A 16,363-nucleotide genomic window follows, 5' to 3' on the forward strand; every position below is an offset into this window, starting at 1 on the left:
CGGTCTGTCCTGTAGCGGTCAGCCGCCGGCCCCGGGCAGACCCTGCCACGATCGCGTCGGTCGGTGGACGGACCGGTGGCGCTGCAAGGTGACTCGCCGATTCGGTTGCTGACGGCGGCAGGTCAGTTCTGCCCTTCGCGGACGTCTTTCCCCTGTTCTGCGAACGCCTTGAAGTCCTCCAAGTGCTGTTGCGACTGCTTGTGGAAGGCGCTGGGCATGAGAAGCCCCATCAGCCGCATCAACAGACCGCTGAACCGGTACTCGCTCTCCTGCTCCCAGTGCGTCGTCTCCGGATCGACCTCGGTCAGCCGATCGCGGGTGACGCTCCACAGGCCCGCGCCGACGATCTCGCGGTCGAAGTGAACGACGATCTCTCGGGGGATCCCGTCCAGGTCTGCCGGTTCCCGGCGGGTGATCGTTTCGGTGACTTCCATCTCCCGCTGCCCCGACTGCATCACGACCCGCGACCTGGTACCGAGTTGTCCATGGACCCCACTCACCGGTTCGTGCACCACCAGGCCCCGCAGCCACTTCGGCAGGTGTGCCGGGTCGGCGAGCAGCTGAGCCACCCTCTCCCGCGGCAGGGCGATCTCGATCGAGTTCGTGGTCTTCACGGCGCGGATTCCTTCGACGGGTGGGAGAACGTGTCAGAGATCGTAGCGGGCTCCGCTTATATAAGCCATGTCTAATCTCCGGTCGGCGCTCACCCCAGGCCCAGGCGCCTACTGCTCCGGCTCCGGCTCGGCTCGGCTGGCGCCTACTGCTCCGGCTCCGGCTCGGCTCGGCTGGCGCCTACTGCTCCGGCTCCGGCGTCGGCTCGGCTCGGCTCGGCTCGGCTCGGCGAGCGCCTACTGCGCCGGTGTCGGCTCGGCGATCGGTTGCAGCGCGATCGTTGTCGCCTGGACGATGCCCGCGTTCTGTCGGATCCACGTCGACAGCACGACCTGCAGATCCTCCAGATCGCGCTCCTCGAGAATCACCCCCGGCACCGGCACGCTCGCCCCCAACTCCGCCAGCACGGGCCGCAGGTGCTGATCGGCGAGCAGCTTGTGCGAAGGCGCCGCCGACACCGTCACCGGCACCACCACCGCCCCGGCCAGCGCCTCCGGCCGCAGTACATCGAGGAAGCTCTTCAGCAACCCCGTGTAGCTCCCCTTGTAGACCGGCGTAGCAACGACAACGAGCGACGCCGACGACACCAGATCGATCGCGTTCTCCAGGGCGGCGCGCTGCTCGTCCGAGGCCGCGTCCCCCTGGAAGATCGCCGGCGCGAACGTCACCAGATCGACCAGATCGTTCAGCCGGTACGGCGTACCGAGCTCGGAGCTGAGCAGTTCCGCGACGGACGCGGCGGCGGCCGCCGTACGGGAGCCCGCACGCGGGTTGCCGACGACAGTGACCACGGACTGCGGCCAGACCGGCGGATCGGGAACGACGCGCGGTTCGAAAGCGGCTGAGGGCATCGGGGATCTCTCCAGCGGTTCGGCAGTGAGGTCCCGAGCGTAACCAAAGTCGAGCGGCCTACTTGACTTTCTCAGGATCCGAACGATTCGCCTTCACCTTGACAACCACGAACCACGCCACCGCGCCCACCGCGGCCGCGATCACGACGTACTGGAAGACGCCGACCGACGACTCCACCACGTGCCACTTCTCTCCGAGCGCGTAGCCCGCGATGATCAGCGCCGAGTTCCACACCAGGCTGCCGAACGCGGTCAGCCCGAGGAACAACGGCACCGACATCCGTTCCACCCCGGCCGGCACCGAGATCAGGCTGCGCACCACCGGCACCACCCGCCCGATCAGCACCGCCTTCGGACCGTGCCTGGCGAACCACTGCTCGGCCTTGTCGACGTCCTCGATCTTCATCAACGGCAGGCGGGCGGCCAGCGCCCTGGTCCGGTCGCGGCCGAGCACCGCACCCACGCCGTACAACGCGAGCGCGCCGACGACCGAGCCGAGCGTGGTGAACAGGATCGCGCTGATCAGTCCGAGATCACCGCGGTTGGCGGCAAAGCCGGCCAGCGGCAGGATCACCTCGCTGGGCAGCGGTGGAAACAGGTTCTCCAGCGCCACCGCGAGGCCCGCGCCCGGCGCCCCCAGCTTCTCCATCATGTCGATGGCCCACCCGGCCACCCCACCGGTCGGTTCCTGCGTCGCTTGCAGCGCGGTCATCATCACCTGGTTCGTCGAGTTCATGGCGTCGACGTTAGGTCCGCGAAACCTGCTCGCGCCCTGTGGTCGACCGTCGTAATTGCTCGGCTTTTCCACAGTACAGAACTGTGGAAAACCACAGTCTCTGCTCGTCCTGTGCCCACTAGCCTTGTGCGCATGCAGGCCATCGATCCGCGTCCCAGCAAGCCGTTCGGGCACTCCATGCCGTCCGGTAGCAGCACCACGCTGCCCGGGCGGAGCGTGCGGACCCTCGCGGGCGTCGCCCTCGGCGCCCTGCTGGCCGTTGCCGAGCTGGCCTTCCTGCTGGTCTTCGCCCTCGGCCTGATCCCGATCGTCGCCGTCCCTCGCTCGCGGCTGGCGGTGATCCGGTTCACCCATCGTTGCGCCCGGCAACTCGTCACCCTCGAGCAGCGCCGCCTCGCCCGGTTCCACGACGTCGGCGACCTCGGCCCGTACGCCGACCGCCAAGCCTTCGGGTACGTCGCCCGCCGCTGGCCGCTCGGCCTGCTCGGCGGACTGGTCCTCCTGCTGCTCGTCTTCGGACTGGTGGTCGCCGGGTCGATGCTGTCGGCGTGGATCTTCGGCGGCACCTGGGGCTTCATCGAGGAGGACGGCGGCGCGGTCAGTTCGGCGACGGTCGCCGTCGCCGCGATCCCCGGCCTGGTGCTGCTCTACCTGAACGTGATGGGCATCGCCGGCGTCAGCCAGCTCGACGTCGCCCTGGCCCGCCACCACCTGACGCCGTCGGCCGAGGACGTGCTGGCTCAGCGGGTCTCCGAGCTGACCCTGAGCCGGGCAGAGGTCGTCCAGGTGGTGAACGACGAACGCCGCCGGATCGAGCGCGACCTGCACGACGGCGTCCAGCAACGCCTGGTCGCGCTGGGCCTGCTGCTCAGCCGCGCTCGCCGGTCCCGCGACCCGGAGCGCGCGGCCGACCTGGTCAGCCAGGCCCACGCCGAGTCCGAGCAGGCGCTGGCCGACCTGCGCGACGTCGCCTGGCGCGTCTACCCGACCGTGCTCGACCAGCTGGGCCTGCAGGACGTCGTCAGCCTTCTTGCCGAACGCTCCAGCATTCCGGTCACGTTGACGTACGACCTGCCCGTCCGCCCACCGGCGCCGGTCGAAACAGCCGTGTACTTCGTCATCTCCGAAGCGCTCACCAACGCCACCAAGCACTCCGGCGCCCAACGCATCAGGATCACTGTCCAGGCAGCGGTTCCTGCAACGCCGTTCGGCTTCACTCCCACGGCAGAGGCGACCGCGGTCGTCGTCACCGTCACGGACGACGGCCGCGGCGGCGCCGATCCTCGCGGGCGCGGACTCACCGGCCTGGCCGGCCGCGTCGCCGCGTACGACGGGACCTTCGTCATCGACAGCCCGCCCGGCGGGCCCACCACGATCCGAGCGGAGCTGCCATGCGAGTGATGCTGGCCGACGACAACGTCCTGCTGCTCAAGGGAATGGTCCTGCTCCTCGAGGAGGAAGGCCACGAGGTCCCCGCCGCGGTCGGCGACGGCGACTCCCTGGTCGCCGCCATCCGCGCCGCCGTCGAGGCCGGGAACGCCCCGGACATCGTTGTCGTCGACGTCCGCATGCCCCCGACCCACACCGACGAGGGCCTCCGCGCCGCCCTCACCATCCGCACCGAGTGGCCCGAGGTCGGCGTCCTCGTCCTGTCCCAGTACGTCGAGAAGGCCTACGCCACCCAACTCATCACCTCCGGCCAGGAAGGCTTCGGCTACCTGCTCAAGGACCGCGTCATGCGCGTCGACGAGTTCCTGGAAGCCCTCGACCGCGTAGGCGCCGGCGGCGTCGCCTTCGACCCCGACGTCGTCCGCCAACTCCTGGCCCGCACCACCCACACCGACCCGCTCAGCAAACTCACCCCGCGCGAACGCGAAGTCCTCGCCACCATGGCCGAAGGCCACAACAACCGAGGCATCGCCAACAAACTCTTCATCTCCCAGAGCGCCGTAGAAAAACACGTCTACGCCATCTTCGACAAACTAGCCATCCACGACGACCCCACCTACAACCGCCGAAGCCTAGCCATCGCCAAGTACCTCACCAACTAGCCCACAGCCCGGCCGAGCTCCACCCGGTTCCCACAGCAACCGACCCTCCAGCCAACACGAGCACCCGCCGCATTCGCCCACCAGCTGGCCCGGGTCGACGACCGCACGGTGCTGGCCGAGCAGGAGCGCGTCCCGTCAGGTGATGATCGTGCCGCGGGCCCCGCAGTACGTAACGCCACCTGGCCGGCCCAGTCCGTCCCCGACCCACTGCTACCAAAGCTCCACGCCCTGACCAAGTCCCCAAAGGACCACTCACCGTCCACGACTGCCCTGCGTGCGCACCCTCGGGCCGACCTACAGCCGGCACCTGCGCCAGCAACTCGCACCTGAAGCCCGGCGGTCCGTGAGCAGGCAGCGGCCGCGTGCGCTGAGCAAGCAATGGCCGCGCGTGGTGAGCAGGCAATGGCCGGAGCGATCGGCGACCGGGTGGTGGCCGGGCGATCAGCGACCGGTTGCAGGGCACAGTGCGCCGCAGTGGCTGCCTGCGTGAGCGGACCAGTGCCCGGACGCCGTGACCGCCGGGTGGCCGGGCGCGGTGAACGGGCACTGGCTGGGCGATCGGTGAGTGGGTGAGGGCGGGCAGGGCCCGGCGATCAGTGGCTGGTGGCTGGGCGATCAACGGCCGGTCCGCCACGACCTACGCGAGCTTTGGGCCGAGGTGGAGGCCGCCGCTGGTGTCGAGGGTTTGGCCGGTGATCCAGCGGGACTGGTCGGAGGCTAGCCAGGCGATGACGTCGGCGATGTCTTCGGCCTGGCCTAGGCGGGCCAGGGCGGTGAGGTTGGTGATGAAGTCCGTGAGGCCGGTGAAGGCCTCGGCGTTGTCGGCGGTGCGGGTTGCGCCGGGGGCGACGGCGTTGACGGTGATGCCGCGAGGGCCCAGCTCCTGGGCGAGCGTGCGGGTCATCACCTCCAAAGCACCCTTGGTCATCGCGAACGACGTCTGCGTCGGGTTCGCCATTCGGGTCGCGACCGAGGACACGTTGATGATTCGGCCGCCGTCGACCAGCAGCGGAAGCGCCTGCTGGACAAGGAAGTACGGCGCTTTCACGTTCACCGCGAACAACCGGTCGAACTGCTCCGGCGTATCCGTCGCCATCGGCCCCGCCGGCAACGCCGCCGCATTGTTGACCAACACATCGAGCCGACCGTCAGCCTCCCGTCGTACAGCGTCGACCAGCTTTCCCGCTCCCCCATCACGACCGAGCTCAGCCTGCACCGCCACCGCCGTACCGCCGGCTCGCTCAACCCGAGCGACCGTCTCCTTCGCCTCCGCCTCATGCCCGTTGTAGTGCACGACGACGTGCAGACCGTCCGCCGCCAACCGCTCGGCCACCGCCCGCCCGATCCCCCGCGACGCTCCAGTCACCAGCGCGACTCTCCGGTTCATCGAATCCCCTTAAGTGGTAGTTACTAACACTTTGATACTGTCTACCACATGTCAAGTCTTCGTGAACGCCGCAAGGTCGAGACCCGGCAGGTGCTGCAGCGCCAGGCGATCCGGCTGTTCCAGCGCGACGGGTACGACGCGACCACGATGAACGCGGTCGCCGAAGCGGCCGGCGTCTCCGCGATGACCGTGTACCGGCACTTCCCCACCAAGGAGGACCTCGTCATCTGGGACGAGTACACGCCGGTCAGCCTCGACGCCCTCGTCAACAGTCCCGCCGACGATCCACTCGTACGCCGAATCGGCCACGCCCTCATCGAGACCGCGGCCGCGGCCAGCACTCCCAACCACCGCGACCTGCTGCTCGCCCGCCTCCAACTGATGGTCGACGTCCCAGCCCTCCGCGCCCGGCACCTCGACAACCAGTACGCCACCCAGAACGCCATCGTCACCGCGATCTGCGGCGACGACCCTGATCCGGATCACGAGTTCCAGACCCGCGCGATCTCCGGCGCCTGCCTGGGCGCAACCCACATCGCCCTCGTTCACTGGGCCCGCACCGACGGCAAGCAACACCTCCCCACGCTGATCCGCGAAGCCCTGGCCGCCACGTTCCCGGCGGACTTCACCTGAGACCGGCCGACCCGCCATCGCCCGAAATCCATTCGGCATCGACCGGGCACCCACCTAGGCTCGGCGCGTGCAGTACACCGACGACGTCATCCCCGAGCATGTCCGCGCCCTCGGCCACCAGCACCCCGAGCTCCTCGCGATCGGCATGCAGGGCGCCGTCTTCCGCCTCAGCGATCGCCGCGTCGCGAAAGTCTGGTTCCACGCACCCCGCGCCGAACTCGAACGCCTGCAGAACCTGTACGCCGAGATCCGGCTCCCGTTCCACACCCCGGAGATCCTCGAGATCCACCAAGGCCCACGCTGGCTCGTCACCATCGAAGCCGAACTCCCCGGCCGCCCGCTGCACGAGCTCGCACCCGAGTTCGGCACCACCGACTGGTCCGCAGCCCGCGACTGCGTCGTCACCGTCCTCACGGCGCTCGCCAACACCCCCGCCCCACCAGCCCTCTTCGCCATGACCGTCCTCGACGAACCCGACCCGTTTCGCTACGGCACTCCGGCCGATCCGGCCGAAGCCGAGTCGCAGCGTCCGCACCACAGCAGCACCGCCTGGCTCGACGCGCTCTCCAGCCTTCTCACCCGCCGCATCGCGACGTACGGCGATCAGCTCGACCGCCTCATCGACAAGTTCGACACCAAACTCGATTGCCTGCAGCAACGTCTTCACGCGATCACACCGGCGAGGGACACCCAGCTCATCCACGGCGACGTCACCGCCGGCAACATCCTCGTCGACGACCAACTCCAACCGGTCAGCGTCCTCGACTTCGGCCTGCTCAGCATGGCCGGCGACCCGGTGTTCGACGGCGCCAGCGCCGCGGCGCTCTACGCGCTCTGGTCACCGGACACCCGCGCCATCGAAGCCGACTTCGACGCCGCGCTCATCGCCCGCCTCAGCTACGCCGCCGACGACCTGCTGACCTACCGCGCGATCCACGCGCTGCTGATCGGCAACGCCCACGACGCCGACCCGTTCGACCGCGACTCCGGCGTACCGCTGACTGCGAAGCTCCTCAACGACCCGCAGTACACCGCGTTCCTCACCTGAGCCGAGCAGTCACGTCCGTGCACCCGGAGCGGCCGCACGGGCGTATATTCCTCGTATGGCAACTACGTTCGAGGTGCTCGCTGAGCCGCGGCGGCGGGAGATCCTCGATCTGTTGCGGGCCGGGGAGCGCCCGGTGGGCGAACTGGTGGACGCGCTCGAGCTGAGCCAGCCGGCGGTGTCCAAGCACTTGAAGGTACTGCGGGATGCCGGGCTGGTGGAGGTTCGGCAGGATGCGCAGCGACGGTGGTACCGGCTGCGGCCGGCGCCGTTGGCCGAGATCGACGCCTGGCTGGAGCCTTATCGCGACCTGTGGCGCGGGCGGTTGGACGCGCTCGAGGCTCACCTCGACAAGATGGACTGACACCGCCCGCCGCATCCGACGAAGGATGCAGCGGGCGGAGCCGGGCAGTGCGGACTAGTGCGCTTCGGCGAGGTCGAAGACGTTGCCTTCGGGGTCGGCGAGGGTGATCCAGTGGGTGCCGTACTCGTTGAACTCGGCCTGCCGCTTGGCGCCGAGGGCGACGATGCGGTCGACGTCGGCGGCCCAGTCGGAGCTGCCGAGGTCGACGTGCAGGCGATTCTTGACGCCGGTCGGCTTCTCGGGGACCTGGAGGAACATCATCGACGGCCCACCGGCCGAGGCGCGGTTCACGGTGGCCATGAATTCGTTGCTGCCGGCATCGACCTCGGTCTGGAAGACCTGGGCCCAGAAGGCGGCCTGGGCCTGGACGTCGGTGCAGTCGACGGCGAGCTGCTCGAAGGTGACGGGCATGGTTCAGCCTTTCGTTGGTTGCGATCAGTGCAGCGTGGGGATCCGCTGGATCGGCCAGCAGATCTCGGTCCGGTAAGTGGTCGGGTCGGCGGTCTCGCCCGGCCCGACGACGTACAGCTCGCGGATCGATCCGGGAGCGATCGCGCAGTGCTCAGCGACGTGGCTGCCGAGGGCGCCGTACGTGCGGTCGAAGTCGGTGAACGGCCCGGCGTGCACGGTCACCGCGAAGTAGCCGGCCGGGAGATCGACGAGCTCGACACCCTCGTACGGCGCTTGCCCGGGCGCGACGGGCAGGAAGCCGACGACCTCGCCGACGTCGTCGGTGAAGAACTCGTCGCTGTACGTCGCTCCGGCCGTGGCCGTGATGCCGAGCTCTCCGCCGATCGCGCCGAGGCGGGTGAAGGTCGTCTCGCACCAGGCGTCGATTTGGTCGCGGGCGACCCGGTCGGTGACGGCGTAGGCGCGGAAGGCGGGGACGAAGCGGTACTCGACCGCGAGCTGCGTCGGCTGGAGAGTGAGCATCGAGCGGAGCGACGCGACGACCTCCTGGGTGCGGATCAGCTCGCGCTCCATCTGGTCGAGGTGGAGGCGCAACGTCTGGTCGCGGGTCGCGAGGTCGGGGGCGTCGATCACCTCCCGGACCTGCGCGAGCGGCATCTGCAGCTCACGCAGCCGGCGGATCAGCTGAGCGGTCGGCACCTGCGTGACCTCGTACCGGCGGTAGCCGGAGCTCGGGTCGATCGCGGCGGGCGCGAGCAGTTCGATGTCGTGGTAGTGGTGCAGCGTCTTCACGCTCAGATGCGTGAGCCGGGAGAACTCCCCGATGGTCACCGAAGCCGTCATGCATCAAACCTTGCACCCTCCGGCGACCGGAGGGTCAACAACAGACCGACCGCGACCCCGGGGGCGCGGGGCGCGGTCGGTCGGGCGGGGTCCCCGTGCGGACCCCACGACTAGAGGGCTAGACGTTCCACTTCTGGTTCGCGGCCCCGGTGCAGGACCAGATCTGCAGCGGTGTCGCGTTCGCCGAGTTGTTCCCGGTCACGTCCAAGCACTTGTTCGCCGCGGGATTCACCAGATCCTTCCCGCCGGTGTAGTTCCACTGCTGAGCAGCCGACCCGTTGCACGTGTACAGCTGCACCCGAGAGCCGTCCGCCGTACCAGCGCTGGCAACGTCCAGGCACTTGCCGAGCGCCCGAACAGTCCCGTCACCAGGACGCGTCCACTGCTGAGCGGTCGAGCCGTTGCAGTCATAAAGCTGTACGCCGGTGCCGTCCGCCGAGTTCGCGCCGGCGACATCGATGCACTTCCCGGCCAGCCCGGTGATCTGACCACCGGTCCCACCACCACCGCCGCTCTGCGTCCCCGACCACGTGAAGGTCGCCGAGGTCTTGGTCGGCAGCGTGTACACGAACGACTGCGACCCCCAGTTCACCCGCACCGACTGCGAGCTGCCCGTCGTGTTGAACGCGATCAGCGCCTTCGAGCCGTCCGGGTTCTTCCACGCGACGTTCTTCACCGAGGCGTTCGCGTTCGACTCGATCCGCGCCGCCCCCGGCTTCACGAACTTCGTCAGGTGACCCATCGTGTAGTACTCGACGGTCTTGTCGACCTGCCCGGCCCGCGCCCCACCGCGCTGGACGGTGATCAGCCCGGTGCACACGTTGCAGCCGGCACCGACGTACGGGAGCATGTTCTGATCCTGGCCGAGGCTCCACTTCACCCAGGACTTGCTCCAGTTGCGGGTGTAGTCGATCAGGTTGTTCATGTCCTCGACCTGCTGGTTCGCGATCCAGGTACCGCCCGAGTGCTCGGTCATGTAGTGGTTCACGGCCGGGTACTGGTTGTGCACCGTGGTCTGCAAGTTCACGTCACCGCCGTACCCGTGCCACGCGATCCCACCGAACAGCGGGTCGTTGCGCAGCCCGGCATCGGCGAGCGGGACCGAACCGAGGTCGTTGTAGTTGCCCCAGTTGTAGTCCAGCACCATCACCTTGGTGGTGATCCCGGCCGCGCGGAACGCCGGCAGCAGGTGGTTCTTGGTGAAGTTCAGCAGGCCGGCGCCGTTCCAGTTCATCGACGCGTAGCCGGTGTTGTCGTTGCCGCAGCAGGTCGGCTCGTTCTGCACCGACACGTAGTCGATGTGGTTGCCCTGGGCCTCGTTCTGCTGCACGTACTTCACGAAGTACTGCGCGTACAGCGGGTAGTACTCGGCCTTCAGCCAGCCGCGGTTGGTGAACTTGTTGTTGTCCTTCATCCAGGCCGGCGCGCTCCACGGCGCGCCCTTCACCTTCAGCGCCGGGTTCAGCTGCTTGGCCTGCTTGGTCAGCGGTACGACGTCGGCGAGGTCGTGGTTGATGGTGAAGTCGTTCAGGTCGCAGCAGGTGTCGTCGTACGAGTAGTTGAACCGGGCCAGGTCGGACGCACCCATCGGGTTACGCGTGAAGGCCAGGCCGATCCCGTTGACCGGGTCGAACAGGTCCTTCATCACCTGGTTGCGGGTCGCGGCGGTGATCGTGTTGCTGCTGTTCAGCAGCCACGCGGCGCTGTCGGTGAACGACGCGCCACCGCCTTCGAAGGTCTGGTACGACGTATTCTCGTTGACCGTGACGGTCTGGTTGGCCGTGCCTCCGGCCGGGCCGAAGTTCACCGGCGCCTGCTGCTGCAGGCCGCGAGTCACGTTGCGACCGCCGGCGTCGTTGGTGGTGGTCAGCCAGACATTGACCTGCTCGCCGGCGGCGTGGGCAGGCTGCGGGTTGCCGAGGCTCAGGCCGGTGGCGACCACCGAGAGGGCCGCGAATCCCGCCAGGGCGGGGAGCAGGCGTCGTCGTCCAGGGCGGGCACGACGAAGGGTGCGGGGCATGGGCGGATCTCCCTCTTGCTCAAGGGCTCACAGGGGAACGAAAAGGAACCCCGGGTCCGGCGTCTGCCCGCGCCGCAACTGGTGGTCATCAGCAGGTAACCATCGGTGCGCACCGGAGTCAATGCCGTGCCGCCGCTTTTTTCACACCTTGTATTTACGTGTGGTCTTGACGTGGGAGCGTTCTCACAGTTAGCTCCCTCCCAGCGATTCCTTGTCTCGTTCCGTCCCGCCCCCGCCCCCACGCCGGCCGGACCGCCCCGTTCGGCCGCGCGAGAAATGAGGCACGCATGAGGTTCCCGCGTTCCCGGTTCCGGGCCGCCGCCCTGCTCACCGCAGGCGCCGCTCTGCTCGGCACCGCCGTACTCCAGTCCCCCGCCGACGCCCGTACGCCGGGCGACAGCGCCGCTCAGGCGATGGCCCCGCAGGCCACCATCTGGGAGGACAACTTCGACGGCCCGTCCGGCCAGGGCCCCGACCAGAGCAAGTGGCGCTTCGACATCGGAGGCGGCGGCTGGGGGAACAACGAACGGCAGTACTACACCAACTCGACCCGCAACGCCGCGCTCGACGGCGGTGGCAACCTGGTGATCACCGCGCGCCGCGAGAGCGGCGGCTTCCAGTGCCACTACGGCACCTGCGAGTACACCTCGGCCCGGCTGCTCACCGCGCAGACGTTCACCCAGACCTACGGCCGCTTCGAGGCCCGGATCAAGATCCCCGGCACGCAGGGGGTCTGGCCGGCGTTCTGGATGCTCGGCGGCGGCAACTGGCCGAACGACGGCGAGATCGACATCATGGAGAACATCGGCCGCGAGCCGAACACCGTGCACGGCACGCTGCACGGCCCGGGCTACTCGGGCGAGGGCGGCATCGGCGCGGCGTACCAGTCGCCGAACGGTCAGCCGTTCCGCAACGACTTCCACACCTACGCGGTCGACTGGGCGCCGGACTCGATCACCTGGACGGTCGACGGCGTGCAGTACCAGCGCCGGACCCCGGCTGACCTCGGCGGTCGCCAGTGGGTCTACAACCACCCGTTCTTCATGATCATGAACGTCGCGGTCGGCGGCTACTGGCCCGGCTACCCCGACGGCAGCACGGTGATGCCGCAGTCGATGGTCGTCGACTACGTCCGGGTCTCCACCCTGGGCAGCAGCGGCGGCACCGGCAGCCAGATCACCGGGCTGGCCGGCAAGTGCCTGGACGTCGCCGGCGCGAACGCGGCCGACGGCACCACCGTCCAGCTCTACGACTGCAACGGCAGCAACGCGCAGAAGTGGACCCGGCCGGGCGACGGCACGATCCGTGCCCTGGGCAAGTGCCTGGACGTCGCGAACGCCGGAGTTGCCGACGGCACGCGCGTACAGATTGCTACCTGCAACGGTAATGCGGCCCAGCAGTGGACGTACTCCGGAGCAAGGGACCTGGTGAACCCACGGGCGAACAAGTGTCTCGATGTCACCGGCAACAACTCGGCGAACGCCACTCCGACGCAGATCTGGACCTGCGGCGGCGGCGCCAACCAGAAGTGGACCGTCTGATCTCCAACGTCTGAAGGGCCAGGCCGCACCGGCCTGGCCCTTCGGCTATTCCAGCAACAACCCGGCCGCCCGCTCGGCGATCGCGTAGACCGTCGCGACAGTGTTGGCCGACGGCAACGACGGCATCACCGAGGCGTCCGCGACCCGCAGCCCTTCGATCCCGACGACCCGCAGTTCGGTGTCCACCACAGCCGCGTCGTCGTCACCGATCGCACAGGTCCCGACCGGATGGCAGTACGACGTCAGCGTGCGTCCGACGTACTCGCGCAGGTCGGTCACCAACGGCCCCGGCGCGATCTCGGTCGGGCCCCAACTGGCCAGCGCCGGCGCGGCACCGATCTCCCGGGCCAGTGCGATGCCGCGCAGCATCGTGGTCAGGTCGCGTTCGTCGGCGAAGTAGTTCGGGTCGATCAGCGGCGCCGCGGTCGGCACGCTGCTCGCGAGCCGGACCGTGCCGCGGCTGAACGGGCGCATCACCGACGGCCGGATGGTGAAGCCGTACTTCGGCGCGCCGGTCGGGACCTGCGGGACATGCGTGACGACGAACTGCAGGTCGGGTCCGGCGGCCGCAGGATCGGTCTGGACCAGCCCGACCAGCTCGGCGTTGTTGTTCCGCCCGGCAGGGACCTCCTTGGTCGTGCCGTAGACCACCCCGGCGATCGGGTGATCGCGCAGATTCGACCCGACACCCGGACGGTCCGCGCGGACGGCGATGCCGAGCCCGTGCAGGTGATCGGCGGGTCCGACGCCCGACAGCATCAGCAGCTTCGGCGATCCGATCGCGCCGGCGGTGAGCACGACCTCGCGGGAACAGTCGACCGACAGCAGTGCGCCGTACGTGCTGTACCGGACGCCGACCGCCCGGCCCTTCACGATCCGTACGTCGTGCACGACCGCGCCGGTGACGACCTGGAGGTTGCGCCGGGCAAGGACTTCCGGCGTCAGGTAGCCGTCAGCGGCACTCTGCCGGACCCCGGCGACGATGTTGAGATCGGTCCACCCGAAACCCGTCTCCAGTCCCCCGCTGATGTCGGAGGCGGCCCCGTGGCCCACCTGAACGGCCGCCTCCAGAACCGACGCGAGCACCGGGTTCGGCGGATCCGCCGGCCCGACCACCACCGGACCGCTCTGACCGCGCAGCTGCGGATCACGGCCGGCGGCCGTCTCGCTGCGCTGGAAGTACGGCAGCAGATCGTTGAAGCCCCAACCCTTGGCGCCGGCCTCGGCCCAGTCGTCGTAGCTGGACCGATGCCCGCGCAGGAAGAGCATCGCGTTGATCGCCGACGAGCCGCCGAGACCACGGCCGCGCGGCAGCGGCGTCGCTGTACCGGTACTGGCTTGGACGACGGTGCTGTCGCCCCAGTTGAAGGCGGTCTGGCGCAGCAGGTAGTGATCCTGCGGTACGGCGACCAGCGGGTGCGGCTCGCGAGCGCCCGCTTCCAGCAGCAGGACCCGTATGTCGGGCCGCTCGGACAGGCGTGCCGCGAGCACACTGCCCGCCGTACCGCCGCCGACCACGATGTAGTCGTACGTCATCAGCCGCGCCCGATCAGGTCGGCGGCGCGTTCCGCGATCGCGTAGACGGTCGCGTTGGTGTTGGCCGAGGGCAACGACGGGATGACCGAGCCGTCGGCGATCCGCAGGCCTTCGATGCCGTGGACACGCAGGTCCAGGTCGACGACGGCGAGCTCGTCGGTGCCGAGCTTGCAGGTGCCGACCGGGTGGCAGTACGAGATCATCGTGGCCCGCAGGTACGCCGCCAGGCCCGCGTCGTCGTCCAGGTCCACACCGGGCGCGATCTCCGCGTCGCGCCAGCCGTCGAGCGCCTTCGCCGCGCCGATCTCGCGGGCCAGGCGGAGCCCGGTCACCATCGTCCGTACGTCGTACTCGTCGGCGAAGTAGTTCGGGTCGAGGAGCGGCGCCGTACCGGCGGTCGGGCCAGCCAGCCGAACGGTCCCACGACTGCGCGGGAGCATCACCGACGGGCGGATGGTGAACCCGTTGTCGGGAGCACCTTGATAACCGCCGTGCTCAGCGACCTGAGCCACGTCGACGAAGAGCAACTGCAGATCCGGGGCACCGAGCGAAGGATCGGTGCGGATCAGCCCCAGAACGTCGGCGTGGTTGAAGTTGTTGTGGGCAACGGACCGCGACGCGCTGAACGCGACGGCACCGGTCGGGTGGTCGTGGAAGTTGCCGCCGACACCAGGCAGATCGAGTACGACGTCCACGCCGACCTCGCGCAAGTGCTCCTGCGGCCCGACGCCGGACAGCATCAGCAACTGCGCCGTACCGATCGAGCCCGCGGTCAGGACCACCTCACGGCTGCAGCGCACCGGCGCCGGGTCAGCGCCGGCGATCGAGTACTCGACGCCGACGCATCGGCCGTCACGGATCAGGAGCTTGTGCGCCAACGCGTCGGTGACGATCTCGAGGTTGGCCCGGCCGCGGACCTCCGGAGTCAGGTAGGCGTCGGCGGAACTCTGGCGCCGACCCTCGTAGATGTTCTGGTCCGAGGCGCCGAAGCCCTCCTCGACACCGCTGGTGATGTCGTTCGCGAGCGGGTAACCGACCTCGAGCGCCGCATTGAGGCAGGCGGCGAGCACCGGATTGACCGGGTCCGCGGGGGCAACGTGGAGCGGACCGTCGGTACCGCGCAGCTCGGGATCGCGGCCCGGGGCGGTCTCACTGCGGCGGAAGTACGGCAGCAGGTCGTCGAAACCCCAACTCTTGCCCCAGGCGTCGTAGCTCGACCGGTGACCGCGGACGTACGACATCGCGTTGATCGCCGACCCACCGCCCAGACCGCGGCCGCGCGGCAGCGGGACCGGCGTACCGGTTCCCGGCTGGACGACGGTGAGCTCGCCCCAGGACATCGAGCTGGTCAGCAGGGCCGGCCAGGCCGGCGGGATCGCGGCCTCGGGCAGCGCCTCCGCGGCGCCGGCTTCCAGCAGCAGCACCCGGGCCGCGCCGCTCTCCGACAGTCGCGCGGCCAGCACGCAGCCCGCCGTACCGCCGCCGACGACGATGTAGTCGTAGTCACTCACGTCAGTCCCCTTGTGGATGTTTCCAGTGATAACACTCTTAGGTATACCACCGTGAACGAAACACCAGGGGCCAGTTCTTGTTATCGTCGATAACATGCCAACCAGCACCCGCGCGAGCACCCGGGACCGGATCGTCCGCGCCGCGACCGACCTGCTCGCCGACGGCGGCCGCGCCGCGGTCTCCACCCGCTCGGTCAGTACGGTGGCCGGGGTCCAGCCGCCGACGATCTACCGGATCTTCGGCGACATGGACGGTCTGCTCGACGCCGTCGCGACCCAGGCCTTCGAGGACTACCTGCGCGACAAGCGCGACCTCGGCGAGACCGACGACCCGCTCGACGACCTGCGCCGGTCCTGGGACCTGCACGTCGACTTCGGCCTGTCGAAGCCGATGTTCTACACGCTCGTGTACGGCGGTCCTGCCGACGACAAGGCGTCGACCCTGCGCGCCGAAGCGATCGAACGTCTGCACGGCATGATCGCCCGCGTGGCCGCCGTCGGCCGCCTGACGATGAGCGTCGAACGAGCCGCCGCACTGATGCATGCCAACGGCATCGGTCTCGTGCTGTCGCAGATCGTCCTTCCGCCCGCGGACCGCGATCCCGAGCTGTCCGCCGTCGCTCGGGAGGCCGTGCTCCGCACCATCACCAGCGGCAAAACCCCAGGCCGCAAGGACATCCCGTCGCAGGCGACCAGGCTGCGAGTTGCTTTGAGCAACCAAACCGAGAGCCCACTCAGCGCCTCCGAGCAGGCCCTGCTCGACGACTGGCTCCGACGCCTCGCAGACACCAACTGACCGCGCCCTTCGCAGGACGCGGTCAG

At 69.0% G+C, this 16,363-nt stretch carries 16 protein-coding genes; 7 read left to right on the forward strand and 9 right to left on the reverse strand.

Annotated features, from left to right (window positions below; all coding sequences use genetic code 11):
- Positions 1–122 precede the first annotated feature (122 nt).
- From ACYVIO_RS26790 to ACYVIO_RS26800, 3 genes are all read right to left on the reverse strand, one after another.
- Positions 123–614: an SRPBCC family protein gene (locus ACYVIO_RS26790; protein ID WP_460653663.1), complete on the reverse strand. Its 492-nt coding sequence runs from the start codon at positions 612–614 to the stop codon at positions 123–125.
- Between the two features lie 234 nt (positions 615–848).
- Entirely contained in the window at positions 849–1,463 is a 615-nt protein-coding gene (locus ACYVIO_RS26795) for an NADPH-dependent FMN reductase (protein ID WP_460653664.1), read from the reverse strand.
- A gap of 58 nt (positions 1,464–1,521) precedes the next feature.
- Positions 1,522–2,199, reverse strand: a complete 678-nt coding sequence (locus ACYVIO_RS26800; protein WP_460653665.1) for a DedA family protein — start codon at positions 2,197–2,199, stop codon at positions 1,522–1,524.
- 132 nt (positions 2,200–2,331) lie between these two features.
- On the opposite strand from ACYVIO_RS26800, the gene ACYVIO_RS26805 reads away from it, so the two are divergent.
- Positions 2,332–3,600 carry a sensor histidine kinase gene (locus ACYVIO_RS26805; protein WP_460653666.1) on the forward strand — a complete coding sequence of 423 codons (1,269 nt, stop codon included), beginning with the start codon at positions 2,332–2,334 and terminating at the stop codon, positions 3,598–3,600.
- The gene (locus ACYVIO_RS26810; RefSeq protein ID WP_460653667.1) at positions 3,591–4,250 is read left to right on the forward strand and encodes a LuxR C-terminal-related transcriptional regulator; all 660 of its coding nucleotides are present in this window, start codon (positions 3,591–3,593) and stop codon (positions 4,248–4,250) included. The genes ACYVIO_RS26805 and ACYVIO_RS26810 overlap by 10 nt, the downstream gene beginning before the upstream one ends.
- 637 nt (positions 4,251–4,887) lie before the next feature.
- On the opposite strand, the gene ACYVIO_RS26815 is transcribed toward ACYVIO_RS26810, so the two are convergent.
- Positions 4,888–5,637 carry an SDR family oxidoreductase gene (locus tag ACYVIO_RS26815; protein ID WP_460653668.1) on the reverse strand — a complete coding sequence of 250 codons (750 nt, stop codon included), beginning with the start codon at positions 5,635–5,637 and terminating at the stop codon, positions 4,888–4,890.
- Between the two features lie 48 nt (positions 5,638–5,685).
- Between ACYVIO_RS26815 and ACYVIO_RS26820 the strand changes: the two genes are divergently transcribed.
- The 3 genes from ACYVIO_RS26820 (at position 5,686) to ACYVIO_RS26830 (ending at position 7,679) form a co-directional block, all read left to right on the forward strand.
- The gene (locus tag ACYVIO_RS26820; RefSeq protein WP_460653669.1) at positions 5,686–6,270 is read left to right on the forward strand and encodes a TetR/AcrR family transcriptional regulator; all 585 of its coding nucleotides are present in this window, start codon (positions 5,686–5,688) and stop codon (positions 6,268–6,270) included.
- Positions 6,271–6,337: 67 nt separating this feature from the next.
- Positions 6,338–7,318, forward strand: a complete 981-nt coding sequence (locus ACYVIO_RS26825; RefSeq protein WP_460653670.1) for a phosphotransferase family protein — start codon at positions 6,338–6,340, stop codon at positions 7,316–7,318.
- Between the two features lie 55 nt (positions 7,319–7,373).
- Positions 7,374–7,679, forward strand: a complete 306-nt coding sequence (locus tag ACYVIO_RS26830; protein WP_460653671.1) for an ArsR/SmtB family transcription factor — start codon at positions 7,374–7,376, stop codon at positions 7,677–7,679.
- 54 nt (positions 7,680–7,733) lie between these two features.
- Here the strand turns inward: ACYVIO_RS26830 and ACYVIO_RS26835 are convergent, their stop codons facing one another.
- From ACYVIO_RS26835 to ACYVIO_RS26845, 3 genes are all read right to left on the reverse strand, one after another.
- Positions 7,734–8,090, reverse strand: a complete 357-nt coding sequence (locus tag ACYVIO_RS26835) for a VOC family protein (RefSeq protein ID WP_460653672.1) — start codon at positions 8,088–8,090, stop codon at positions 7,734–7,736.
- A 24-nt stretch (positions 8,091–8,114) separates the two neighbouring features.
- Entirely contained in the window at positions 8,115–8,933 is an 819-nt protein-coding gene (locus tag ACYVIO_RS26840) for a MerR family transcriptional regulator (RefSeq protein WP_460653673.1), read from the reverse strand.
- Between the two features lie 118 nt (positions 8,934–9,051).
- Complete coding sequence (locus ACYVIO_RS26845; protein WP_460653674.1) at positions 9,052–10,953, reverse strand: ricin-type beta-trefoil lectin domain protein; 1,902 nt, start codon at positions 10,951–10,953, stop codon at positions 9,052–9,054.
- A gap of 287 nt (positions 10,954–11,240) precedes the next feature.
- Between ACYVIO_RS26845 and ACYVIO_RS26850 the strand changes: the two genes are divergently transcribed.
- Positions 11,241–12,494, forward strand: a complete 1,254-nt coding sequence (locus ACYVIO_RS26850) for a family 16 glycosylhydrolase (RefSeq protein ID WP_460653675.1) — start codon at positions 11,241–11,243, stop codon at positions 12,492–12,494.
- A gap of 45 nt (positions 12,495–12,539) precedes the next feature.
- On the opposite strand, the gene ACYVIO_RS26855 is transcribed toward ACYVIO_RS26850, so the two are convergent.
- Together ACYVIO_RS26855 and ACYVIO_RS26860 are read right to left on the reverse strand one after the other, a co-directional pair.
- Positions 12,540–14,030 (reverse strand): GMC family oxidoreductase, encoded by a 1,491-nt coding sequence (locus ACYVIO_RS26855; RefSeq protein ID WP_460653676.1) that lies wholly within the window; start codon positions 14,028–14,030, stop codon positions 12,540–12,542.
- Positions 14,030–15,541 (reverse strand): GMC family oxidoreductase, encoded by a 1,512-nt coding sequence (locus ACYVIO_RS26860; protein ID WP_460653677.1) that lies wholly within the window; start codon positions 15,539–15,541, stop codon positions 14,030–14,032. The genes ACYVIO_RS26855 and ACYVIO_RS26860 overlap by 1 nt, the downstream gene beginning before the upstream one ends.
- A gap of 94 nt (positions 15,542–15,635) precedes the next feature.
- On the opposite strand from ACYVIO_RS26860, the gene ACYVIO_RS26865 reads away from it, so the two are divergent.
- On the forward strand, positions 15,636–16,337 hold the full coding sequence (locus ACYVIO_RS26865) for a TetR/AcrR family transcriptional regulator (protein ID WP_460653678.1): 702 nt from the start codon (positions 15,636–15,638) through the stop codon (positions 16,335–16,337).
- Positions 16,338–16,363 lie beyond the last annotated feature (26 nt).

The sequence above is a fragment of the Kribbella endophytica genome (assembly GCF_054781295.1).

Excerpts from the sequence above, each read along its gene's own strand:
- ACYVIO_RS26795 (WP_460653664.1), bottom strand. The coding sequence starts at position 1,463 with ATGCCCTCAGCCGCTTTCGAACCGCGCGTCGTTCCCGATCCGCCGGTC.
- ACYVIO_RS26800 (WP_460653665.1), bottom strand. The coding sequence starts at position 2,199 with ATGAACTCGACGAACCAGGTGATGATGACCGCGCTGCAAGCGACGCAG.
- ACYVIO_RS26805 (WP_460653666.1), top strand. The coding sequence starts at position 2,332 with ATGCAGGCCATCGATCCGCGTCCCAGCAAGCCGTTCGGGCACTCCATG.
- ACYVIO_RS26810 (WP_460653667.1), top strand. The coding sequence starts at position 3,591 with ATGCGAGTGATGCTGGCCGACGACAACGTCCTGCTGCTCAAGGGAATG.
- ACYVIO_RS26815 (WP_460653668.1), bottom strand. The coding sequence starts at position 5,637 with ATGAACCGGAGAGTCGCGCTGGTGACTGGAGCGTCGCGGGGGATCGGG.
- ACYVIO_RS26820 (WP_460653669.1), top strand. The coding sequence starts at position 5,686 with ATGTCAAGTCTTCGTGAACGCCGCAAGGTCGAGACCCGGCAGGTGCTG.
- ACYVIO_RS26830 (WP_460653671.1), top strand. The coding sequence starts at position 7,374 with ATGGCAACTACGTTCGAGGTGCTCGCTGAGCCGCGGCGGCGGGAGATC.
- ACYVIO_RS26835 (WP_460653672.1), bottom strand. The coding sequence starts at position 8,090 with ATGCCCGTCACCTTCGAGCAGCTCGCCGTCGACTGCACCGACGTCCAG.
- ACYVIO_RS26840 (WP_460653673.1), bottom strand. The coding sequence starts at position 8,933 with ATGACGGCTTCGGTGACCATCGGGGAGTTCTCCCGGCTCACGCATCTG.
- ACYVIO_RS26845 (WP_460653674.1), bottom strand. The coding sequence starts at position 10,953 with ATGCCCCGCACCCTTCGTCGTGCCCGCCCTGGACGACGACGCCTGCTC.
- ACYVIO_RS26850 (WP_460653675.1), top strand. The coding sequence starts at position 11,241 with ATGAGGTTCCCGCGTTCCCGGTTCCGGGCCGCCGCCCTGCTCACCGCA.
- ACYVIO_RS26855 (WP_460653676.1), bottom strand. The coding sequence starts at position 14,030 with ATGACGTACGACTACATCGTGGTCGGCGGCGGTACGGCGGGCAGTGTG.
- ACYVIO_RS26865 (WP_460653678.1), top strand. The coding sequence starts at position 15,636 with ATGCCAACCAGCACCCGCGCGAGCACCCGGGACCGGATCGTCCGCGCC.